General features: G+C 71.0%; 23 protein-coding genes and 2 tRNA genes. 21 read left to right on the plus strand and 4 right to left on the minus strand.

Translation table 11 applies throughout. The features are described 5' to 3' along the window. The first annotated feature begins 21 nt into the window (after positions 1-21). From BJ991_RS06220 to BJ991_RS06245, 6 genes are all read left to right on the plus strand, one after another. Positions 22-519, plus strand: coding sequence for a PTS sugar transporter subunit IIA (locus tag BJ991_RS06220; RefSeq protein WP_179488403.1), 498 nt, complete (start codon positions 22-24; stop codon positions 517-519). Continuing rightward, on the plus strand, positions 516-788 hold the full coding sequence (locus BJ991_RS06225; protein ID WP_179488405.1) for a PTS sugar transporter subunit IIB: 273 nt from the start codon (positions 516-518) through the stop codon (positions 786-788). The genes BJ991_RS06220 and BJ991_RS06225 overlap by 4 nt, the downstream gene beginning before the upstream one ends. A gap of 66 nt (positions 789-854) precedes the next feature. Continuing rightward, a complete protein-coding gene (gene ulaA / locus BJ991_RS06230) occupies positions 855-2417 on the plus strand; it encodes a PTS ascorbate transporter subunit IIC (RefSeq protein WP_179488407.1) in 1563 nt (520 codons plus the stop codon). 94 nt (positions 2418-2511) lie between these two features. Then, a complete protein-coding gene (locus BJ991_RS06235; protein WP_179488409.1) occupies positions 2512-2772 on the plus strand; it encodes an HPr family phosphocarrier protein in 261 nt (86 codons plus the stop codon). After that, the gene (locus BJ991_RS06240; RefSeq protein WP_179488411.1) at positions 2772-3329 is read left to right on the plus strand and encodes a YbaK/EbsC family protein; all 558 of its coding nucleotides are present in this window, start codon (positions 2772-2774) and stop codon (positions 3327-3329) included. The genes BJ991_RS06235 and BJ991_RS06240 overlap by 1 nt, the downstream gene beginning before the upstream one ends. A gap of 35 nt (positions 3330-3364) precedes the next feature. Further along, complete coding sequence (locus tag BJ991_RS06245; RefSeq protein WP_179488413.1) at positions 3365-4267, plus strand: hypothetical protein; 903 nt, start codon at positions 3365-3367, stop codon at positions 4265-4267. Between the two features lie 4 nt (positions 4268-4271). On the opposite strand, the gene BJ991_RS06250 is transcribed toward BJ991_RS06245, so the two are convergent. Next, complete coding sequence (locus BJ991_RS06250) at positions 4272-5849, minus strand: phytoene desaturase family protein (RefSeq protein ID WP_179488415.1); 1578 nt, start codon at positions 5847-5849, stop codon at positions 4272-4274. 57 nt (positions 5850-5906) lie between these two features. On the opposite strand from BJ991_RS06250, the gene BJ991_RS06255 reads away from it, so the two are divergent. The 8 genes from BJ991_RS06255 (at position 5907) to BJ991_RS06290 (ending at position 13659) form a co-directional block, all read left to right on the plus strand. Then, the gene (locus BJ991_RS06255; RefSeq protein ID WP_179488417.1) at positions 5907-6704 is read left to right on the plus strand and encodes an inositol monophosphatase family protein; all 798 of its coding nucleotides are present in this window, start codon (positions 5907-5909) and stop codon (positions 6702-6704) included. Positions 6705-7177: 473 nt separating this feature from the next. After that, on the plus strand, positions 7178-8845 hold the full coding sequence (locus BJ991_RS18785; protein ID WP_343048665.1) for a peptidoglycan DD-metalloendopeptidase family protein: 1668 nt from the start codon (positions 7178-7180) through the stop codon (positions 8843-8845). A gap of 64 nt (positions 8846-8909) precedes the next feature. Further along, a tRNA-Thr gene (locus BJ991_RS06265) sits at positions 8910-8981 on the plus strand. A gap of 35 nt (positions 8982-9016) precedes the next feature. Continuing rightward, positions 9017-9090 (plus strand) — tRNA-Met (locus BJ991_RS06270). A 350-nt stretch (positions 9091-9440) separates the two neighbouring features. Next, positions 9441-11522: an acyl-CoA dehydrogenase family protein gene (locus BJ991_RS06275; protein WP_179488421.1), complete on the plus strand. Its 2082-nt coding sequence runs from the start codon at positions 9441-9443 to the stop codon at positions 11520-11522. 274 nt (positions 11523-11796) lie between these two features. Next, entirely contained in the window at positions 11797-12441 is a 645-nt protein-coding gene (locus BJ991_RS06280; RefSeq protein ID WP_179488423.1) for a hypothetical protein, read from the plus strand. A 20-nt stretch (positions 12442-12461) separates the two neighbouring features. Beyond that, positions 12462-13121 carry a methyltransferase domain-containing protein gene (locus tag BJ991_RS06285; protein ID WP_218852884.1) on the plus strand — a complete coding sequence of 220 codons (660 nt, stop codon included), beginning with the start codon at positions 12462-12464 and terminating at the stop codon, positions 13119-13121. Between the two features lie 58 nt (positions 13122-13179). Then, positions 13180-13659: a GyrI-like domain-containing protein gene (locus BJ991_RS06290; protein ID WP_179488425.1), complete on the plus strand. Its 480-nt coding sequence runs from the start codon at positions 13180-13182 to the stop codon at positions 13657-13659. Positions 13660-13695: 36 nt separating this feature from the next. Here BJ991_RS06290 and BJ991_RS06295 read toward each other — a convergent pair whose 3' ends face one another. Both BJ991_RS06295 and BJ991_RS06300 read right to left on the minus strand, forming a co-directional pair. Continuing rightward, entirely contained in the window at positions 13696-14103 is a 408-nt protein-coding gene (locus BJ991_RS06295) for a hypothetical protein (RefSeq protein ID WP_179488427.1), read from the minus strand. 50 nt (positions 14104-14153) lie between these two features. Then, complete coding sequence (locus BJ991_RS06300; RefSeq protein ID WP_179488430.1) at positions 14154-14906, minus strand: CDP-alcohol phosphatidyltransferase family protein; 753 nt, start codon at positions 14904-14906, stop codon at positions 14154-14156. A gap of 32 nt (positions 14907-14938) precedes the next feature. On the opposite strand from BJ991_RS06300, the gene BJ991_RS06305 reads away from it, so the two are divergent. The 6 genes from BJ991_RS06305 to BJ991_RS06330 are packed head-to-tail and all read left to right on the plus strand — an operon-like array spanning position 14939 to position 20620. Continuing rightward, positions 14939-15958, plus strand: coding sequence for a zinc-dependent alcohol dehydrogenase (locus BJ991_RS06305; protein ID WP_179488432.1), 1020 nt, complete (start codon positions 14939-14941; stop codon positions 15956-15958). Then, positions 15955-16353, plus strand: coding sequence for a 6-pyruvoyl trahydropterin synthase family protein (locus BJ991_RS06310; protein WP_179488434.1), 399 nt, complete (start codon positions 15955-15957; stop codon positions 16351-16353). The genes BJ991_RS06305 and BJ991_RS06310 overlap by 4 nt, the downstream gene beginning before the upstream one ends. After that, complete coding sequence (locus BJ991_RS06315) at positions 16350-17363, plus strand: glycosyltransferase (protein ID WP_179488436.1); 1014 nt, start codon at positions 16350-16352, stop codon at positions 17361-17363. Before BJ991_RS06310 ends, BJ991_RS06315 begins: the two co-directional genes overlap by 4 nt. Next, positions 17360-18223 carry an SAM-dependent methyltransferase gene (locus BJ991_RS06320; protein ID WP_179488438.1) on the plus strand — a complete coding sequence of 288 codons (864 nt, stop codon included), beginning with the start codon at positions 17360-17362 and terminating at the stop codon, positions 18221-18223. Before BJ991_RS06315 ends, BJ991_RS06320 begins: the two co-directional genes overlap by 4 nt. A 4-nt stretch (positions 18224-18227) precedes the next feature. Further along, entirely contained in the window at positions 18228-18980 is a 753-nt protein-coding gene (locus tag BJ991_RS06325) for a RibD family protein (RefSeq protein WP_179488440.1), read from the plus strand. Beyond that, positions 18977-20620 (plus strand): alkaline phosphatase family protein, encoded by a 1644-nt coding sequence (locus BJ991_RS06330; RefSeq protein ID WP_179488442.1) that lies wholly within the window; start codon positions 18977-18979, stop codon positions 20618-20620. Before BJ991_RS06325 ends, BJ991_RS06330 begins: the two co-directional genes overlap by 4 nt. A 10-nt stretch (positions 20621-20630) precedes the next feature. On the opposite strand, the gene BJ991_RS06335 is transcribed toward BJ991_RS06330, so the two are convergent. Beyond that, positions 20631-21056, minus strand: a complete 426-nt coding sequence (locus BJ991_RS06335) for a GIY-YIG nuclease family protein (RefSeq protein ID WP_179488444.1) — start codon at positions 21054-21056, stop codon at positions 20631-20633. Positions 21057-21138: 82 nt separating this feature from the next. Between BJ991_RS06335 and BJ991_RS06340 the strand changes: the two genes are divergently transcribed. After that, positions 21139-22392 (plus strand): D-arabinono-1,4-lactone oxidase, encoded by a 1254-nt coding sequence (locus tag BJ991_RS06340; protein ID WP_179488446.1) that lies wholly within the window; start codon positions 21139-21141, stop codon positions 22390-22392. The last annotated feature ends 12 nt before the right edge of the window (positions 22393-22404 follow it).

A 22404-nucleotide genomic window follows, 5' to 3' on the forward strand; every position in this document is an offset into this window, starting at 1 on the left:
GGACCGTGAGAAGGAGGCGCCGTGACCCTCGCTGATTCGCTGCCGTCCGAAGCGGTTCGCACTCAGGCGCACGCGACCGACTGGCGCGAGGCGATCCGCCTGGCCGGGGATGGGCTCGTCGCCGGCGGCGCGACCACCGACGTGTACACGCAGGAGATGATCGACACCGTCGAGCGCCTGGGCCCGTACATCGTCATCGCGCCGGGCTTCGCCCTGGCCCACTCGCGCCCCTCGCCCGCCGTACTGCGCACCGGGCTGAGCTGGGTGTCGCTCGCCGAGCCCGTCGAGTTCGGCTCGGAGCACAACGACCCCGTCAGCGTCGTCGTCGGACTCGCCGCGACCGACCACGACGGGCATATCGGCATGATGGCCGAGCTCGCCGGGGCGATCGGCGACGATGCCCTGTTCGCTCGGCTGAAGCAGGCCGAGACACCGGAGCAGTTGCTCGAAGAGCTTCGCGCGGCGGGAAGCGCCGGGCAGGACGCGGCGGCGACGCCGCCGGAAGGGGAGACCCCATGAAGATCATCACCGTCTGCGGCATGGGCATCGGGACGTCCGTGCTGCTGAAGATGAACGCCGAGAAGGCCCTACGCGGGCTCGGCGTGGACGCCGACGTGGAGGCCGCCGACATCGGCACCGCGCGCGGCGCGGCCCGGACGGCCGAGATCGTCCTCACGTCGGCGGACCTCGCCGACGAGATCGGCGACGTCCCGGCGAAGGTCATCGTGATCAACAACTTCACGAACGCCGAAGAGATCACAACCAAGCTCACCGAGGCGCTCAGCTAGCACCCGAAACCGCCGAAGCGGCCGACGCCTCGCGGCCCGCCCGGCCCACAAGAAGGGAAGTCCACGATGGAGTGGCTTGTCGCCATCCTCGATTTCATCGGTCAACAGATCCTCAATGTCCCCGCCTACCTGATCGGCATCATCACCGCGATCGGCCTGATCGCGCTCCGCCGGTCCGCAGGACAGGTCATCGGCGGCGGCCTCAAGGCCGCGCTCGGCTTCCTGATCCTGGGCGCGGGCGCCGGCGTCGTGATCGCCTCACTCGACCCGCTCGGCGAGCTCGTGCTCGCGGTGACGGGGGCGCAGGGCGTGATCCCGACGAACGAGGTGATCACCGCGATCGCGGCCGAGCAGTACGGCGCACAGGGTGCCTACATCCTCACGCTCGGCTTCATCGTGATGCTGATCCTGGCGAGGTTCACCCCACTGCGATACATCTTCCTCACCGGCCATCACATGGTCTTCATGTCGATCATGCTGACGGTGGTGCTCTCGGTCGGTCTCGGCGAGAGCGGCCAATGGGCGGTCGTCCCCCTCGGCGCGATCCTCGTCGGCGTGATCATGGTCGTCATGCCCGCGTTCGCGCAGCCGTGGACGCGCAAGATCACTGGCGACGACACGATCGCGATCGGGCATTTCGGCACCCTCGGGTACATCGCCGCCGGTGCATCCGGTCAAGCCGTAGGCCGCCGCAGCCACTCGACCGAGGCGATCAACTTCCCGCAGGGGCTCCGGTTCCTGCGCGACTCGATGGTCGCCACGGCGCTCTCGATGGTGCTGATCTACTGGGTCTTCGCGATCTGGGGCCTCATCGCGCTGCCGCTCGACGAGGCGCTCGCCATCTTCGGGTCCGCGGACGTGGGCGCCTACATCATGGCCGCGTTCGGGCTCGCGCTGCAGTTCGGCGTCGGTGTCGCGATCATCCTCTTCGGTGTGCGCACCGTGCTGGGTGAGCTGGTGCCGGCCTTCCAGGGCATCGCCGAGAAGGTCGTCCCGGGCGCGAAGCCGGCGCTCGACATCCCGATCGTGTTCCCGTACGGCCCGAACGCCGTGCTGATCGGCTTCATCTTCTCGTTCATCGGCGGACTCGCGACGCTCGGCGTCATCGCCGCGTGGCTCAATCCGGTGTTCGGGCTCGCGCTGATCCTGCCCGGCATGGTGCCGCACTTCTTCACCGGTGGCGGTGCGGGCGTGTACGGCAATGCGACGGGCGGCCGCATCGGTGCGATGGTCGGCGGCTTCGTCAACGGCGTGCTCATCACGATCCTGCCGGCGCTCCTGCTGCTCGTCTTCGGCGAGCTCGGGTTCGCGAACTCGACGTTCGGCGACGCCGACTTCGGCTGGTTCGGCGCCCTGATCGGCTCGAGCTTCCTCGGCGGTCCGGTCCTCGGCATCGTCATGAGCCTGCTGATCGCAGTCATCCTGGTCGTCGCCGCGTCGATCTTCCAGCGCAGGGTCGTCGACACCGGCTGGACGCCCGGCAAGCGCCGCGACGAGTACCTCGCCGCCCAGGAGGCGGAGGCCAAGGAGGTCGCCGCGCGCGCACAGGCCGAGGCAGCCGAGCCGGCGCAGACCCGCGCCGGGGCCAAGGCGCAGGCCGACACGGAGAGCAAGCCCGACAACACCTGACCGGGGGGCCGTGGGGCGGTGCGGATGCGCCGCCCCACGGCATCGCCGGGCATGAGACCCCGCACGCAACCTGAAGGAGAAGAGGAGAAGAAGGATGCCCGAGCGCACCGTCACCGTCGCGTCTGCCCAGGGGCTGCACGCCCGACCCGCCGCGCTGTTCACGCGCGCGGCCGCCGGCGCCGGCGCGAAGGTCACGATCGCCAAGGGCGGCAAGACCGTCGATGCCGCCAGCATCCTGTCGGTGCTCTCCCTGGGAGTCGTCCAGGGCGACGAGGTGACGATCGCCACGGACGGCGACGACTCGGTCCTCGACGGGCTCGAGGAGCTGCTCACGACCGACCACGACGAGGAGTGATGGGCTGGACCGCCACCGGGACCCTCACGGCTGAGCCTGCGCTCGAACGACTCGAGCTCGTCGCGGAGCCCGTGGCCCGCGGCATCCGCGCCCTCGGTCCCGACGTCGCCGCGACGATCGGCGTGGCGTCGATCGACCCGACGCTCGCCGACACGGCGGCGTTCTGCGAACGGTACGCGGTGTCACCGGATGCCTCGGCCAACTGCGTCATCGTCAAGGGCAGGCGCGCGGGCGACGTGCGCTACGCCGCGTGCATGGTGCTCGCGACGACGCGCGCCGACGTCAACGGCGTGGTGCGGCGGCTGCTCGACGTGCGCACCGCGTCGTTCGCGCCGATGGACGAGGCCGTCGAGCTCACCGGCATGGAGTACGGCGGCATCACGCCCCTCGGACTCCCGCCCGACTGGGCGATCTTCGTGGACGCCGCCGTCGCGGCGGCGCCGGAGGTCGTGATCGGCGGGGGAGTGCGGTCGAGCAAGCTGTTCCTCCCCGGCGCGGTGCTCTCCACACTCCCCGGAGCGAACATGGTCGACGGATTGGGCCGCGTGCCAGGATGAGTCACGCGGGCGCTGCCCGCATCGAGAGGAGCGACATGGCCGTGCCCGAACCGTCCGAGCCGCACGAGGCGACCGACACCACTCGAAACCCGCTTCTGCGAGCGGCGATCTGGGTCGCGATCGGCGCCCTCGTCGCCGCCGCGATCGTGTGCGTCGTGTGGGTGCTCATCGGGTCGCAGAACGGAATCGTCGGCCGGGCGTTCCTCACGATCCTGCTGCTGGCGGCGTTCGCCGGTGTCGCGATCCTCGACGCCCACTTGGCGCCGCGGCGTCCGGCGTGGTTCGCCCTCGCGAGCATGGGGTCGTGGGTCGCCGCGCTGCTCATCGGCGCCGTGCTCATCTGGATGCCCGAGCGCTACGCGCTCGGCACCTTCACCCGGTTCTTCCAGTTCCTCGTCGTGGTGCTGATCCTGCAGCTCCTGCTGCTGCACATCCGGCTCTACGTGAAGGCTTACCAGCGGTACGTGACGGCCTTCACTCGCGTCGTCGCGATCATCACGCTCGCGCTGGTCGTCGCGCTCGCGGTCATGCTCATCCTCCCGATCGTGCTGAACGAGTGGCTCGAGTTCCCCGAGCTCTACTGGCGGATCGTCGTCGCCATCACGATCCTCGCCGCGGTCGGAACCGCGCTCATCCCGCTCGTGAACGCGCTGTTCGCGCCCAAGAAGCCCCGAATGCCGCGCGGTGTGCAGCAGCCGATCGCCGGCTACGCGCCTGCCCCGTGGCCGACCTACGCCGACGGCGTCACGCCGCTGCCTGTCATGCCCGACGGAACGCCCGACTGGAACGCGTACTACACGGGCTACCCGACGGTGCAGCCGTATCCGACCGAGCAGTATGCCCCCGAGCAGTACGCCCCCGAGCTGCCGCAGCCGCCGGTTCCGCCCGCGGGATATGAGGGCTATCCGCCGCCCCCGCCGCTGCCGCCGCGCCCCTAGCCCGTCACGCCCCGAGCATCTCGAGGGCGGCCATCGCGGCGCTGTGCCCGCCGAGACCGCTGACGGCACCGCCGCGGCGGGAGCCCGAGCCGCACATGAGCACCCGTTCGTGCGCGGTCGCGACACCCCAGCGCCGCGCCGGCGTCGAGAGGTCCTCGTCGTCGTCGGCCCACGGCCACGAGAGCCGGCCGTGGAAGATGTCGCCGCCGGTCATGCCCAGTGCCTCCTCGAGGTCGGCCGTCGTGCGGGCCTCGATGCACGGCTCACCGTCGGGGCCGATGTACACGCAGTCCGCGATGGGCTCGGCGAGCACCGAGTCGAGCGAGCGCTGAGCGGCTTCGAGCAGCTCGTGGCGCGCGGCATCCGGTTCTCGTCCTTCCACCAGGCGATGCGGCACGTGGAGGCCGAACAGCGTGAGCGTCTGGGCACCCGACGCCCGCAGCTCCGGGCCGAGGATCGACGGGTCCGTGAGCGAATGGCAGTAGATCTCGGCCGGCAGGGGATCAGGCACCGCTCCGCCCGCCGCGCGCGCGTACGCGTCGTCGAGCTGGGTCATGGTCTCGTTGATGTGGAATGTCCCCGCGAACGCCGCCGCGGGATCGACGTTCGTGTCGCGCAGCCGCGGAAGCCGCTCGAGCAGCATGTTGACCTTGATCTGTGCGCCCTCGGGGGCGGTGTCCGGCGATGCCCCATCCGCGAGCAGCCGCTCCAGCACAGCCGGCCCCACGCCGCTCAGCACGATGCTCCCGTGCACGCGCGTGCCGTCGGCGAGCGTTACGACGCCGTCCGGGTCGATCGAGGCGACCTCCGCGTTCGTGCGGAGTGTCGCCCCCGCTTCGCGCGCGGCCCGCTCGAGCTCGCCGGTCACGCGACCCATGCCGCCGACCGGCACGTCCCAGTCGCCGGTTCCGCCGCCGATGACGTGGTACACGAAGCAGCGGTTCTGCGCGAGGGTCTCGTCGTCCGACGACGCGAACGTGCCGATGAGCCCGTCCGTGAGCGCGATGCCGCGCGCGATGTCGCTGTCGAGCGACGCGCGCAGCACGCGGCCGAGGGGCTTCTCGAAGACGTCCTCCCACAGCCCGTCGTCGCCGAGCTCGCGGCGAACCTCCGAGCGGTGCCGCAGGGGCTCGGTCATCGCGGGGAAGAGCACCTTCGCGACCGGGCCGATGCGGTCGTAGAAGCCGGCGAAGCGCGCCGCTTCGGCGGTGTCGCCCAGCACTCGGGCGAACGAGGCGGCGGTGGCCGCGGCATCCGCTGTGTCGACGAGGATGCCGCGCGAGGGGTCTGCCGGATCGGGCGTGTACGACGAGTACCGGCGACGGCGCAGCTGGATGCGCAGGCCGAGGCCATCGATGATGCGGCGGGGGAGGAGGCTCACGAGGTACGAGTAGCGCGACAGGCGCGCGTCGACGCCCGCCCACGGCCGCTCCGACACCGCGGCGCCGCCGACGTGGTCGAGCCGCTCCAGCACGATCACCGACCGCCCGGCGCGGGCGAGGTAGGCGGCGGCGACGAGGGCGTTGTGCCCTCCTCCGACGATGACGACATCGTGCGAACGGGCGGAGTCTTCGGCGACCATCCCTCCAACGTAAGCGACGCCGACGCCCCGCGCCGACGCGGCCGATACTGTAGAGGCATGGTCGACGCGCGGGAACTCGAGAGCATCGCACGAGAGGTCGCCCGCGAGGCCGGCGAGCTCGCCCACCGGCTGCGCTCCGCGGGGGTCGCGATCGCCGCGACGAAGTCCGCGCTCGCCGACATCGTGACCGAGGCCGATCGCGAGGTCGAGGAGCTCATCCGCGAGCGGCTCGCCGCCGCGCGCCCGGGCGACGGGTTCCTCGGCGAGGAGTCCGGTGCCGAGCCGGGCGACACCGGCGTGACCTGGGTCGTCGACCCGATCGACGGCACAGTGAACTACGCCTACGGCATCCCCGCGTACGCCGTGAGCATCGCCGCCGCTACGGGCGACCCCGACCCGAGCCGGTGGGAGGTCGTCGCGGGGGTGGTGCGCAACCCCGCCAGCGGCGAGGAGTTCCACGCGGCGCGCGGTGGGGGAGCGTGGCTCGGCGATGTGCGCCTCGCGGTCAACGACCCCGTCGGCGAGGCCGGGGCGCTGCTCGCGACGGGACTCGGCTACGACCCCGCGACCCACGAGGGCGACCTCTCGCGCGTGATGCGGGTCATGCCGTTGGCGCGCGACATCCGGCGCATCGGTTCCGCCGCGCTCGATCTCTCGTTCGTCGCCGCAGGCCGACTGGACGGGTACTTCGAGCGCGGCATCTGCGCGTGGGACCACGCCGCGGGAGAGCTCCTCGTGCGCGAGGCCGGTGGGGTGTTCCGGCGCTCGCTGAAGTCCGGCGAGACGCGCGCGCTCGTCGTGGCCGCGGGACCGGGTCTCGTGGAGGAGCTTTTCGCGACCGCGCTCGCCGACTGAGCGGGACCGCTCCCACGCCGGACAGGGCGAAGTCAAGCCCCCGCGCTCGATTTGCCCCGCCACGCGGGAACCTGTACATGGCATTCTCAGAGATACCGGGGTAGTGTTTACCCGATTGTTACCTTCGTCGCCCGAACGGCGAGGGTGATCAGAAGCCCGATTGTCCGCCCGTTGCCCCCCGCGAGCGACCAGTACCCGAGAGCCCCCGCGTTTTGCCTTTCGACGCCCCGATGGCTGAGCCTGCGCCCACGCGCCGCTCGAGCCGCCCCGCCTCGTCGCCTACCCAGGCGCGTGCGGAAGCAGCCGGGATCTCGCGCGCCGAAGCGCGTCGTCGTGAAGGAGCGAACGCTCCGGAGCGCCCCGCCATCGTGTGGGGGCGCCCCGCGACGCCCCCTTCCGCAGCAGTTCCCGCCCCCAGCGCGACCGCGTCCACGACTCCGGTCGTTCCTTCGTCGACGGCACCGGCCGAGCCGGTGACCGAGCCGACGGCGACGGATGCCCCATCCGCACCCGCGCGTCGCGCGCGGTCCGCTCGCCGTCCGGTCGACGCGGTCACCGCCGAGACCCCCTCGACGCCGACCGCCGTGCCCCAGGCCGTCGCCGGTTCGACCCCCGCCGCATCGTCGACGGCGCCGATCGCTCCCGCGACGCCCACGACACAGACGACCCCCGCGGGCCGCCCCTCTCGTCGCGCCACTCGCATCGCGCGCGCCGCGACGGGCGAGCAGGGCGTCGTCGCCGTTCCGGGTCCGAAACCCGCGGCCGAGGACCGTCCCGGCGCCCCGCAGCCCGTCGTGGCGGCCGTGCCCGAGCCCGTCATCGAGCCCGAGCCCGTCGACACGGTCATCGCCGTGACGACGAGCACGAGCCCCGTGCCGGTGTCGCCGACGAGCATCGCCGCTCCGGCCGAGCCGGCAGACGAGGTCGCCCAGCAGGCACAGCAGGCCCAGCAGGCACAGCAGGCCCAGGTGCGCGCACGCCGAGCGCGCCGCGCCGCCGAGCGCGCCGCGGCCGCGCCGGTGATCCCCGAGCCGATCCCCATGCCGGCGGCTTCGACCCCGGATGAGCCGGTCGCCGAGCCGGTGGCGGCTGCCGCATCCGTCGAATCCCCCGTTCAACCCGTGATGACTCCGGCTGAGCCGTTCGAGCTTCTCGAGCCCGTCATCGCGGAGCCGACTCCCGTGCACGAGCCCAAGGTCGTCGAGCGCGCCGCGCCCGCCCCTGAGCGGCACGTCGAGGACGAGATCGACGACGTGTTCGAGGTCGCCGCGCGCGTCTTCTCGTTCACAGGCGAGATGCCGGTGCAGAAGGAGTCCGAGCCGAAGGCGGAGCACGCTGAGTCCGATGCGAAGCGGCAGGCGTCATCCGACGACCACGTCGCGCCGCGCCGCTCGCGTCCGACTTCGCGCACCACGATCAAGCGCATCGCAGGGCTGTCGTTCTCGATCGGCGTCATGGGCGTCGTCGGTCTCATGACCGTCGGCATGACGACTCCCGCCGAGGCCGTCGCCGCGATGAACGGCTCCGTGCCCGAGCCTCTGTCGGTTGTCGCGGGCAGTGAGGTCGCAGAGGACGAGCTCGACGCCGATGAGATCCAGGCGTACGTCGCGCCGGCCGAGCTCGAGGCCCTCGCGATCGACCGCCCCGAGGACTACTCGACGATGACGCTCGCAGAGCTGGCGTCGCAGTCCGGCATCCGCAACTTCTCGAACTTCTTCGTCAACGACCCGAACTCGCCGATCCAGTGGCCGTTCGCGGTGGGTGTGCCCATCAGCTACGGCTTCGGCATGCGCTCGGGTCGCATGCACGAGGGCGTCGACTTCACGCCCGGCGCCGGTGCGCCGATCCAGGCGATCGCCGATGGCGTCGTGCGCGTGTCGACGGACTCCGGCGGCGCGTACGGCGTGCACGTCATCATCGATCACGTGATCAACGGTCAGCTGGTGTCGAGCCACTACGCGCACATGCAGTACGGTTCGCGCCGCGTGCAGGCCGGACAGCACGTCACGGTCGGCACGATCCTCGGTCTCACCGGCAACACCGGCCGCTCGTACGGAGCCCACACGCACTTCGAGATTCTTCTCAACGGCACCACCGCGATCGACCCGATTCCGTGGCTCCGCGAGCACGCCGGAGGCTGATCTCGATTAAGCCGGATGCTCCGCCTCTGGTATCCTCTTCTAGTTGCCCGCGTGCGGGTGACACGCCCCGATAGCTCAGTGGCAGAGCACTTCCATGGTAAGGAAGGGGTCGTCAGTTCAATCCTGACTCGGGGCTCGCAGCATCCGTTTCTGTGACCGCGGATGCATCGCGGCAGGGTAGCTCAGTTGGTGAGAGCGCACGACTCATAATCGTGAGGTCGCGGGTTCGAGCCCCGCTCCTGCTACAGATCGAAGGCCCGCCTATTGGCGGGCCTTCGATCGTTCCCGGGGCAGCGGGGAGGAATGGGGCGCGGGCATCAGGCCGTGGTGGGTGCTCATCTCTACCGCAGCTCCGGCCGCGGGCAACCTCTCCCGCATCGCGTCGATCACGCGCTTCACCGCCGGCAGCGGCTCGAGCTCCTAACGCCACGTGAAGTGCGTCGTGATAGCGGGTACGGGGTCGACGAGCGGCTTGAGCACGATGTGATCCGCTGCGACGCGGAGGTTGTACGGCGCAAATATGTAAGGATTACACATATTTGATCGACGCTGGCGCCGCGCCTCCGTCGTCGAAGTTTCGAGAAGAGGACTGCGTATGGGGACGTTCATGTTCGACGACGGGCCGATCAGTCTTCGCCACGAGTTGCGCGCGCTCATGGAGGAGAAGCTGCCTCCCGAGTGGCTTGGTCCCTTCACCGCCGATCCCGAGGACAAGGCGATGAGCGACGCATTCTGTCGTGAGCTCGCGGCGCGTGGACTCCTTGTGCCGGAGTGGCCCGCGGAGTTCGGCGGGAGTGACATGACGTTGGACCGCGGACTCGTCATTCGCGAGGAGATGTGGTCCCACTCCGAGCCGCGCGGTGGTCAGTACTACGGCCCGAACTGGATCGGCCCGGCGATCATGGAGTTCGGTACCGACGAGCAGAGGGCGCTCCACCTATCGCCCATCGCAAGGGGCGCGGTGGTGTGGTGCCAGGGGTTCAGTGAGCCGGACGCTGGTTCCGATCTCGCCGCGATGCGCACGCGAGCGGAACCCGATGGCGACGGATTCCGCATCACGGGTCAAAAGGTGTGGACCTCGTGGGCGGGCTGGGCTGAATGGTGCTTCCTGCTCGCGAAAGTACCGACTGAGTCCGACGACGCGCGTGCGGGCGTCACCGTCTTCCTCATCCCGATGAACCGCAAGGGCATCGAGGTCCGCCCCATCGACGGACTGCCTGGTCCGCATCATCTCAACGAGGTGTTCTTCGATGGCGTTCGCGCCGAGCGCTCCGAGGTCCTCGGCCGCGTCGCCGGTGGGTGGGATGTGGTTCGCGCGGCACTCTCCCACGAGCGAGTCGGCATCGCCCGCTACGCGCGGTCGGACAGGATGCTCTCACGCGTCGCCTCGCACGTCGCGGTCGACCGGCCCAGTACCCTGCGATCCGACTGGATGCGGGCGCGCATCCTGAACCGCGTCTCGCGGCTCGTCTGTCGCCGGACTCTCGCTGCCCAGGCGGAGTCCGGCTCCCTCGAATTCGAGGCGAACGCCGCCCGCCTCATCACGGTTCGAGCCGATCAGTTCGCTGCTGATGTGACCTCGGATGCTCTCGGGGCGGCCTTCTTCGAAGATAGGTCGACCGCTGGCGCGCCCTTCGGTGGTGCGGTCGAGTTCTTCTGGAGATACTCACAAGGGGCGACGATCGCGAGCGGCACGACGGAGATGCTGCAGCTGAGACTGGTCAGCGAGCTGAAGAAGGGTCGTCGGCTGTCCGCGGCGGAAGAAGTCGCCGACGTGGGCGAAGCCGTGACGAACCTCATCGGCGGCGTCGACCGGCTGCCGGCGCTCCGGCGCGCCGTTGACGACCCCTCCAGTCGCCAGGCGCTGCGTGACGCGATGACGGAGATGATCAGCGGTCTCGATCCACGCGATGGGCTGGACAGCGCGGAGCAGGCCGCCGAAGTCGCGCGCCGCTGCGGGATGGCAGCAGCCCCGCTGCCGATCGAGGCCATGCTCCTCGCACGAGACGGCGTTCCCGTGGCGTGGGCCGGTCCGGGAGGCGTTCTCGAGCACGCAGATCTCTACGATCGTTGGCTTCTCGTCGGCGAGGAGCCTCTGCACGCGATCTATCGCGCCGCGCCGCTGGGAACGCGCACAGGCGCCTTCGTCGTCCCCGAGCCTGATGAGCTCACGCACGCGCCGGCACCCGGCCCTGCCGATGCGCCACTCGCCTTGGCTCTTCAGTCGGGCTACATCCTGGGTGCCCTGGAGACGAGCCTCGACTTGGCGACCCGCTACGCGTGCGAGCGGGTGCAGTTCGGTGCTCCGATCATCACGCGGCAGGCGGTCGGTTTTCGGCTTGCCGACGTCGTCGCCGAGCTCTACGGGATTCAGAGTCTTCTCCACTACACGCTGTGGCGAATCGACCGGGCGCCCCACAAGGCGCTTTCCGACGCGCTCGCGCTGCGCTGGTATGCGGTCGACCTCGCGCGCCGAAGCCTGCGCGTCGCACATCAGGCCCTCGGCGCCATCGGGCTCACCTACGAGCATGACCATGCGATGATCACCGCCGCACTCCAGCCTCGGCTGCGCTTGCCCTTCTCGGTGGGCCACACACTCGACCGGGTTGTCGACGCTGTGCGAGTCGTCGGATTCGCCTCGCTCTTCCCGCCCGACGGTGAGCCGCACGCAGGGTGACTGTGTCCGGCGCGGCGCCAACGGAACAGAAAGTGTTCATCCCTTGCGGTCAGCCTCCGAACTCGGCGTGAAGAATGACGGGCGTGTGGTTGGCACTGCCCGCCCGCGAGATCTCGCCCGCCGCCTCTTGGAAGGCGGGGCGCCATAGTCGCTCCGACGGCTCGTTCAGGATCGCGGACCACGCCTTCCAGCGTCAGGAAGGAATTCGCGAGGTCCGACATCGCGGTCGCAGTGTCGCTCGACGGATGTCGGCCGGTTGTGGAAAGGTGCTCCCATGCCCTCGAAGCGCCGCTCCCGCGCGGCATCCGCTTGCCCCCTGATCACCGTCGCGGCACTGGCGACTGTCTCGCTCGTCGGATGCGCGACGAACGCACCGGGGGCGGATGCCGCGGACCCGGGCGCGATCGCCGAGCGCGCGAACGTCGTCGGCATCGCACCCGACCTCGTGTACACGACAGAGGTCGACGGATACGAACTGCAGGCGCAGTCGGTGGGTCCCAGCGCCGGTGCCGGCATCTCGGGGACGTGGTTCAACTACAGCACCGGCACCATGCTGACGATCCGCACTGATCGCGGCGAGTACACCGCCGCGGCGTGCGAAGCGACGCCGCTGTGGGACGCGTCCGACCTCGCCGTGACGTGCACCGAGGAGGAAGACGGCATCTGGCATCGCCAGGGCGGCGCCATCCATGAGTACGTCGCCGTTCGCGACGAGGCGCTGATCCTCGTGACGGGCATGCACAACGCTCCGCGCGACGATCTGCGGACCGCCGCGAGAGCCGTCCATGTGCCATCGGAGGCCGAGCTCCAACTCCTCTTCTCCGACCTTCCCACCGAAGCTCCGCAACCGGTCGAGCGTGGCGACCTCCCCGAGAACGGGGACGGAGCGCCCGTCGACCCTGTCGGACCGGGCGGGTGAGTCAGAGAGATACTTGTGGAGTGGACGACTGCTGTGCTCCACGCGGGATCGACGGATACGAGCGCGAGTTCGACGACCGGTTCGCGCACCGGCTGGCGCGGGATTATCGCCGGAACGGTGCGCCGGCCGCCGCTCGACGCATCGTGGAGGTCGCGACATCGACGGGGTTGGACGGCGCATCCGTTCTCGAGATCGGCGGCGGAATCGGCGACATCCAGCTCGAACTGCTTCGACACGGAGCGGCCCACGCGACGAACCTCGAGCTGTCCGGCGCGTACGAGTCGGAAGCGCTGCGGCTGCTCGACGAGGCGGGGATGCGTGGGCGCGCGACCCGCAGCGTCGGGATCGACATCGCCGCCACGCCCGAAGCGGTCGAAACTTCCGACGTCGTCGTCCTGCATCGGGTGGTGTGCTGCTACCCGGACTACCGCCGCCTGCTCGACGCGGCCGCACAGCATGCTCGCCGGGCGGTCGTCTTCAGCCACCCACCGCGCACGTTCGTCACGATGGCCGGCGTGGGACTGCTGAACCTGCTGTACAGGCTGAGGCGCCACCCCTATCGCGCGTTCGTGCATCCACCGGATGCGATGATCGGCGTCCTCGAACGACACGGGTTCGAACCGCTTTACCGCGATCGCGAGGGCACGTGGTGCATCGTCGGTGCCGTCAGGAGCTTGTGAAGCAGACCACGTGACGTTGGTCCTGCCCGGCGGCGGTCGAGCAGCGCATCATCGTGACATGACCAGGATCGAGAACCAGGAGCCCGGCATCGTCCAGCTTCAGCAGCAGCAGTGCGCCGTCCTGCACGAGCGAGTGCCCATGGCAAGCCTCACCGAGTTCTTCTCCCGCGCGTTCCACCTCACGATGGCCGCCGCTCAGAAGCAGGGCAGGCAGATCATCGGACCGCCGCTCGCGATCTACTTCGGCACGCCCACCGACGTCGTCGATGTCGCGGCCGGCTTCCCGGTCGACGCCGCGATCGAGGAAGACGGAACGGTGACACCGCAGGCGCTTCCGGCCGGCCGGGCGGTCGAGGTGCTGCATCAGGGCGCGTACGACGAACTCGGAACCACCTACGAGCGATTGACGGCGTGGATGCGCGACTCGGAGCTGACGCCCGGAGAGGTGATGTGGGAGTCCTACCTGAACGAGCCCGACCCCAATCACCCCGAATCGGCGAGGACGCTCGTGACCTGGCCGATCGCAGACTCTCGCTGAGCAGCGTCTCTACCCGAGCGCGGATCTCGAAGTTCGTCACCGCGCCGGCTGGACCGCCGGCGAACGCCGGAAAACCAGCACCGTCGTGATCGCGAGGATCACGATGCCGATCGACTCGACGATGACGGTCTCGGGCACGAGCGTGAAGTCCCACGTCTCGGTGATGCCGAACAGCCCGACGGTGAGCGCCAGAAGCAGCGAGCCGAGCGTCGCGATGAGGAACAGCAGGCTCAGCACGGTCGCGATCTGCAGCAGGCGCCCCTTCAAGAAGATCATCCCGAGGGCGAGCACGAGGGCCGCGACCGCGTTCAGAACGAAGAACACGCCCAGGATGCCGCCGACGCCGTCGAACACCAGATAGAGGTGGATGCCGCCCGCCACAAGGAGGGCGATCGCGCTGAGGATGCGCATGACCCAGAGCACGCGCTCGCCGCTTCCGTTCATGTTCGACCCTTCCTTTTGCGAAACGTTCGCTTCGAGTGAATGTTGGCGGTTCAGGCCTCTTCTGTCGAGGCCTCTTCAGTAGACACGAGCCGGATGCCCGAGCGGTTCACTCGCGACAGGTGGGTCCGCGTGAGCCACGTGACGTCTCGCGCGAAGGACTCCACGAGGAGGGCGAGCGCCGCGAGCGCGACGCCCATCGCGACGACCTCGGGAAACAGGCGGCTCGCCACGACCGTGAGGGCGACGCCGCAGATCGCCGCGACCGCCTTGCGCCAGTACCGCGGCGGCAGGGGAGTGCGCATCCACGCCAGCACGAGCCCCGCCGCGACGAACGCGTACCTCATGAGCCCGAAGGCGAGCACCCACCACCCGACGATGGGGCCGCAGTACACGCTCAGGACGAGCAGCAGGAACGCGTCGACCTCCATGTCGAACTGCGCGCCGAGCTCGCTCTCGCTCGACGTGCGACGGGCGACGTAGCCGTCGACGCCGTCCAGGGCGAGCGCGATCGCCGAGAGCGACACGAGGAGTGGCGTCGAGACGCTCTCGGTGAACGACGAGACGACGATCGCGGTGATGAGCCCGACGAGCACGGACCGGGTCGCGGTCACGATGTTCGCCTGTCCGAAGCGCGCAGCGCCACGGCGGCGGAGGCCCAGCGCGAGCAGAAGGGACGACACCACGAGGTACGCGATCCCGGCCGCCACGCCGATCAGAGACAGCGGGCTGAGCGCCGAGACGCCGGCGAGAGCGGCGAACCCTACCACCGCGAACCACCACGGCACCCACTGAACGATTCCCATGTGCTCTCCGTGTAGATTTCATGGCGGTCACCATGGATACGACGAACGTACCCGCCGCGGTTCACGCGGATGCCACAGACGCGGCCATCGCATGGTGGATCGTGGCCCCGGGCGAGGGCGAACACCGCCCCGAGCCGCTGCCGCCCCGCGGCGACGGCGACGCCCTCGTGCGCACCCTCTGGACCGGCATCAGCCGCGGAACCGAGAGCGTCGTCGCGCGGGGCGAAGTGCCCGAGAGCGAGTCGGAGCGCATGCGCGCGCCGTTCCAATCCGGCGACTTCCCGTTCCCCGTCAAGTACGGCTACCTCAACGTCGGAGTCGTCGAAGAGGGGCCCGGCGAACTGCTCGGCCGCACGGTCTTCTCGCTCTTCCCGCACCAGTCGCGCTTCGTCGTCCCCGCGGATGCGCTCACCCCGGTGCCCGACGACGTCCCCGCGCGCCGCGCGGTGCTCGCGGGAGCGGTCGAGACCGCCGTCAACATCCTGTGGGACGCCCAGCCGCACCTTGGCGACCGCGTCATCGTCGTCGGGGCGGGAATGATCGGATGCGCCGTGGCCGTGCTCGCGCGCCGCATCCCCGGCGTCGAGGTGACGATCGTCGACGTCGACCCCGCGAAGTCCGCCGTCGCCGCTTCCCTCGGGGTGGCGTTCGCCACCCCGGCCGACGACCTCCCGCCCGCGGACGTCGTGATCGAGGCGAGCGGCAACGGCGCAGGGCTGCAGCACGCGCTTCGCGCGGCGGTCACCGACGGGCTCATCGTCGTGGCGAGCTGGTACGGCAGCCGCCCGGTGCCGCTCGACCTCGGCGCCGACTTCCACTCGCGGCGGCTCACGATACGGTCCAGTCAGGTGGGAGCGGTCGCCGCGAGCAGACGGTCGCGACGATCGACTCAGGACCGCGTGGCGCTCGCGCTCCGCCTGCTCGCCGACCCGGCGTTCGACGCCCTCCTCACAGGCAGCTCGCCGTGGACCGAGCTGCCGCGACTCACCGCGAACCTCGCCGAGGGCACCGCCGGTGCCCTGTGCCACACGATCGATTGGAGCGAGGCATGACCTTCAGCCTCACCGTCCGCGACCACATCATGATCGCCCACAGCCTGCGCGGCGAGGTGTTCGGCCCCGCGCAGCAGCTGCACGGCGCGACCTTCCTGGTCGATGCGACCTTCCGGTCGGCCGACGTGGACGAGAACGGCATCGTCGTCGACATCGGCCGCGCGAGCGAGGCGCTGCGCGACATCGTCGGCGAGCTGACGTACCGCAACCTCGACGAGGTGCCCGAGCTCGCGGGCGTGAACACGACGACGGAGCGCCTGTGCCAGATCATCGGCGACCGGCTCGCCGAGCACGCGCGGGGCGGCGATCTGGGAGGAGCGCCGCTCACGGGCATCACGGTGACGCTGCACGAGTCCCACGTGGCCTGGGCCTCGTACGAGGTGGAGCTGTCGTGACCCCACCGCCCGTCGTGTGGTTCGTCGTCCCGAAGGGCATCGACGATCCGGCTCGGGTGAGCGGCGGCAACGTGTACGATCGCGAGGTGCGCGACGGGCTCCCCGGCCGCGGCTGGACGGTGTCGGTCGTCGAGTGCGCGGACGGGGCGGGCGTGGCATCCGCTCTCCGTTCCGCTCCCGACGCGACACTCGTGCTGATCGACGGGCTCGCGGCCGGCTGGGCGGCCGCCGAGGTCGAGGCTGCCGCGACGAGGCTGCGGATCGTGGTGCTCGCGCACATGCTGGTCGCCGCGTTCCCCGACGCGACCGAGCCGGCGATCGAGGCGGAGAGACGGATGCTGCGCCACGCGCACCGCGTGATCGTGACGGGTCGCTGGACCGGCGAGGAGGTGGCGCGACGAGGCCTCGCCGACGTCGATCGCATCACCGTGGCCGCGCCCGGCGCACGCGCCGAGAGCACCGCCCAGCCGGAGCACGACGCGGATCTCCTGTGCGTCGGCGTCATCGCCCCGCACAAGGGGCAGGACCTCCTGCTCGACGCCCTCGACCGGGTCCCGACGAAGGACTGGAGGTGCACGATCGCCGGCTCTACCGACTCGTATCGCGAGTTCGCCGCGCGCGTCGTGCAGCGCGCGGCGGCGTTCGACGGCCGCGTGCACCTCCCCGGCGTGCTCGTCGGCGAAGCCCTCGCCGACGCCTACCGTCGCAGCGCGCTCCTCGTGGCGCCGTCGCGCGTCGAGAGCGCGGGCATGGCGATCGCGGATGCGCGCGCCCGCGGCCTGCCGGTCGTGGGCACCGCCGTCGGCGGCATCCCCGACACAGTTGTGGGCGGCGGCGCGCTCCTCGTCCTCCCCGACGACCCCGACGCGCTCGCGAACGCGCTCACGTCCTGGATGACCGACCCCGCGCTCCGCACGCGCCTGCGCGCAGAAGCGCTCCGCGCGCGCGAGCACCTGCCGACGTGGGACGACACCGTCTCCACGATCGCCGACGTCTTGGAGGCCGCATGACCTCGATCTCGGTCGCGGCCCCCGACTGGCTCGCGCAGCGGGCGATCGCCGACGACGCGTCGCGCTCCGTCGAACTCGCTGAGGAGCTGGCGCGGATGCTCCCGCCCGGCCCCCTCGTCGTGCACGACCTCGGTGCGGGCACCGGCGCCATGACGCGCTGGCTCGCGCCGCGCCTGGGCGGACCGCAGCGGTGGGTGCTGCGCGACGGCGACGAGGGCATCCTCCATCACGTCGACCTCGCGGCGACGGTCGACGCCGAGGGGCGACCCGTCGTCGCGGAGGCCACCGTCGAGGATCTGACCTCCCTTCCGCCGGACGCATTCCACGGGGCGTCGGCGGTCACGGCATCCGCCCTGCTCGATGTGATCACGGCCGAAGAGGCCGCGCACATCGTCGCGGCGTGCGTCGACGCCCGGACGCCCGCACTGTTCAGCCTCACCGTGACGGGGGCGGTCCGCATGGGGCCGTCCGACGCGGGAACGATCGCACTCGAGAGCGAGATCGCGGCCGCGTTCAACGACCATCAGCGTCGCGAGACGGCCGGTCGCCGGCTCCTGGGGCCGGATGCCGTGTCTCTCGTCGCCACCGGGTTCGAAGCCGCCGGCTGGAGCGTGCGGCGCGCGCCGACCCCGTGGCGGCTCGCGGCGACGGACGGCCCGCTCATCGCCCAATGGCTCGACGGGTGGTTGCGCGCGGCGGTCGAGGAACGGTCCGATCTCGCCCGTCCCGCCGACGAGCTGCGCCGCACGCGTCTCGCGCAGAACGCCCTCTGCCGGCTGCGGGTCACCGTCTCGCACGAGGACCTTCTCGCGTGGCCGCCGCAACCCCCTGGGACCGGGAGTGCGTCCGGGGGAGGATAGCGACATGAGCGAGCGACCATACGTCACCCTCAGCTGCGCGATGTCGATCGACGGATGCCTCGACAGCACCGCGCCGCAGCGGCTCGCGATGTCGAACACGTCGGACCTCGACCGCGTCGACGAGGTCCGCGCGCAGAACGACGCCATCATGGTCGGCGCCTCGACCGTGCGTCGCGACAATCCGCGCCTGCTCGTCCGCGATCCCGACCGGCGCGCGCGCCGGGTCGCGGAGGGCAAGCCGTGGTCGCCCGCGAAGGTCACCGTGACGTCGACCGGCGACCTTCCGCCGGACGCCCACTTCTTCACGACGGGCGAGTCGCCCCGCTTCGTCTACTGCCCGGGCGGCATGGCGCACTCCCTGCGCGACCTGCTCGGCGAGCGCGCCACGGTCGTGGGCGTCGGTGAGCAGGTCACCATGGCCGCCGTGCTCGAAGACCTCGCGAGCGAGCAGGGCGTCCGCAGCCTCATGGTCGAGGGCGGGGGCACCGTGCTCACGCAGTTCCTCGAGGAGGATCTCGCCGACGAGCTGCACCTCGTGATCGCCCCCTTCTTCGTCGGAGAGCCGCGCGCTCCGCGCGCCTTCGGCGCCGGCTCCTTCCCGTGGACCGCGTCGCGCCGCGCCCGTCTCGCCGGGAGCGCGCAGATCGGCGACGTCGTGCTGCTGCGGTACGCGCTGTCGGACCGTGTCGGCATGCTCGACGGCGAGCGGTCGCTGCCCGAGGCCGGGTGGAGGCCCGTTCCCTACCGCGTGCCATGACCCCGATCCCGCGAGCGGAAGCGGGCGCGCTCGGCACGCGAGGGCGCTTGGGGCTCGGTGTGGCGATCGCGGCCCTCGTCCTCGTTCCGCTCGCGCCGGGCATCATCGAGCACGGCTCGGCGCTCGGACTCGTGCGCCTGCCGGCCGAATCCGTCGTCACGCTGCTCGTCCTCGCGCTCATCCCGTGGCGGCCCGCGCGCTGGGTCGTCGCGGGGCTCTTCGGACTGTTCGTCGTCGTCGCGATCGCGCTCGCGGCGATCGACAGCGGCTATCGGGCGGCCGTCGGGGCGCGCTTCGTGCTGATCGACTGGCCGCAGCTCGGCGACGCGTACGGCGTGCTCGGCGACTCGATCGGCGAGCTCGCGGCATCCGCCGTCCTCGCGGCGATCGTCGTCGTGCTCGTCGGCACGGGCGCAGCGCTCGCGTGGGCCGCGATGAAGACGGATGCGGCGCTCCGCGGCCGTCCGCGCCGAGGACGCACCGCGCTCGCGGCAGTGACGGCCGCGTGGATCGTCGCGGCGCTCGTGGCGCTGCCGTTCGGCGGTGCGGGTCAGGTGGCGGCCGCGGCATCCGCCGATTCGATCGGATCCGCAGCCGCACGCACCGCGGCGACGCTGCGAGCCCAGGCCGAGCTCGCGCGACGCATCTCGGACGACGACTTCGCGGAGGTCCCGCCGTCGCGGCTGCTCGCGGCGCTGCGGGGGAAGGACGTCCTCCTCGTGTTCGTCGAGAGCTACGGCAAGGCGGCGCTGCACGGCACCCCGGTCTCGCGCGGCGTCGTCGAGATGCTGCGCGAGGGCGAGGCGTCGCTCGCGCAGGACGGCTACGCGACTCGGAGCGCGTGGCTCACGTCCCCGACCTTCGGCGGCGTGAGCTGGCTCGCACACGCGACGCTGCAGAGCGGCCTGTGGATCGACACGCAGGCAGACTACGCCGAAGTGCTGCGTAGCGACCGGCTCACGCTGAGCGGGGCGTTCCGGCAGGCGGGGTGGCGCACGGTCGGCGTCGTGCCGTCGAACATCCGCGAGTGGGACGAGGGCCGGGAATTCTACGGGTTCGAGGCGCTCTACGACACGAGGAACCTCGACTATCGGGGTCCGAAGTTCGGGTACGCGCGTGTGCCCGACCAGTACACGCTCAAGCAGTTCGCCGACCGTGAGCTGGCCGGGGAGCATCAGCCGGTCATGGCCGAGATCGACCTCGTGTCGTCGCACTCGCCGTGGGCGCCGCTGCCGACGCTCGTCGAGTGGGACGAGCTCGGACGGGGGTCGATCTTCGACGAGCAGCTCGCCGCGAGCAGGACCGCCGCCGAGGTGTGGGAGAACCCCGCGACCGTGCGCCGGTTCTACGGAGACTCGATCGAGTACTCGCTCGGGTCGCTGTTCTCGTTCTTCGAGCGCGTCGACGATCCGAATCTCGTGGTCGTCGTGCTCGGCGACCATCAGCCGAACGCGATCGTGAGCGGCGACGGCGCCGACCACGACGTGCCGATCCACGTGATCGCGAAGGACCCGGCGGTGTTCGAGGCGATCGCCGCGTGGGGGTGGGAAGAGGGGCTGCACCCGGATGCCACGGCCCCCGTGTGGCGAATGGACGAGTTCCGCGACCGCTTCTTCGAGGCGTTCGGCGCGGAGCGTTGATCAGCGTTGATCAGCGCTGCAGGGCTTCGCTGAGCCAGCGGGCGTACGCGTCCCACGGCGACGCCTCCGCCGAGATCGCGCGCACGTGGTCGAGCAGCTCGTCATCGGCGCGGAACCACTCGCCGCCCTCGCGCAGATGGGCGAACCGGCGGTGCCGCTCCTGCTCGACGGCACGCCCGCCCCGCTCGAACGCGAGCAGCTCGTCGTGCCAGATCGCGCCGAGGCGCTGCCGGGGCTGAGACGACGTGCCGATCTTGATGCGGTCGGCGTAGCGGATGTAGTAGACGACGTCGATGCGGGGGAGCGGCAATTCGGCATCCGGCACATCGCCCACCCGCCACCCGCACGCCGCGCACGACCAGTGCCCCGCACGGCGCTCGCCGCGGGTCGCGCCGCACAGCACGCACGGACCCGGCATCTCTCGGCGCATCGCCATTTCCGAAGGGTACGGCCGGCCTCCGACGCGGGCGCGATACGGTCTCGGGGGGACCGAGGGAGAGCCGCGAGGGAGAACAAGGGTGACGGCAGCAGGCGCCAACTGGGCGGGCAACCTCACGTACAGCGCGCGCGAGCTCGTCGCTCCGGCGACGGTCGACGAGCTGCGGCGGGTCGTGGCATCCGCCGCACGGGTCAAGGCGCTCGGCTCGCGTCACTCGTTCAACCGCATCGCCGACACCGACGGCGTGCTCGTCTCGGCCGCCGCGCTCGGTGGGCCCGAGCTCGACTCTGGGCGCGCGGTCGTGCGCGCCCCCGCGGGCATGCGCTACGGCGAGCTCGCGCCGTGGTTGCAGGAACGCGGATGGGCGCTCGCGAACCTCGCGTCGCTGCCCCACATCTCGCTCGCGGGAGCCGTCAGCACGGGGACGCACGGCTCGGGCGACCGCAATCCGTCGCTCGCCGAGGCGGTCGAGGGCGTGGAGTTCGTCGGCGCCGACGGCGAGGTGCATCGCATTGCGCGGGGTGACGCCGACTTCGGCAGCGCGGTCGTCTCACTGGGGGCGCTCGGCGTGACGACGGCGATCGAGCTGCGCGTGGAGCCCACGTTCGAGGTGGCGCAGACGGTGTATCCGGATGCCCCGCTCGACCGCGTGCTCGAACGGTATGACTCCGTCACCGGAGCCGCGTACAGCGTGTCGCTGTTCACGACGTGGCGGGACCCCGACCGCGTGGACCAGATCTGGGTCAAGGAGCGCCTCGACCGGCCGGGGCCGGGCTTGCCCGAGGGCCTCGGCGTGTCAGCGGCGGGAGGGCCGCTGCATCCGCTCCCCGGTGTGAGCGCCGAGCCGTGCACGACGCAGGGCGGGGTGCCGGGGCCGTGGCTCGCACGTCTGCCGCATTTCCGCCTCGAGTTCACGCCCTCCAACGGCGACGAGCTGCAGTCGGAGTACCTCGTGCCACGCACCGCCGGAGTCGCGGCGATCGAGGCGCTGCGCGGACTGGCCGCGCGCATCGCGCCGCTGCTGCAGGTGTGCGAGCTGCGCACGGTCGCCGCCGACACGCAGTGGCTCGCGCCGTCGGGAGGCCGCGACAGCACGGCACTGCACTTCACGTGGAAGCCCCTGCAGCGCGAGGTCGAGGCGTTCCTGCCCGAGCTGGAGTCGGCCCTCGCGCCCTTCGAGGCGCGGCCGCACTGGGGCAAGCTCTTCGACACGTCGGGCGTCTCGCGCTTGCCCGGGTTCTATCCGGAATGGGAGCGCTTCGCCGAGCTGCGCGAGCGGCTCGACCCGCGCGGGATCTTCGTCAACGGCTTCCTCGAGGCGGTCGGGCTGTAGCCGCAGAGCTGG

Source organism: Microbacterium immunditiarum, from assembly GCF_013409785.1.
Lineage (GTDB): Bacteria > Actinomycetota > Actinomycetes > Actinomycetales > Microbacteriaceae > Microbacterium > Microbacterium immunditiarum.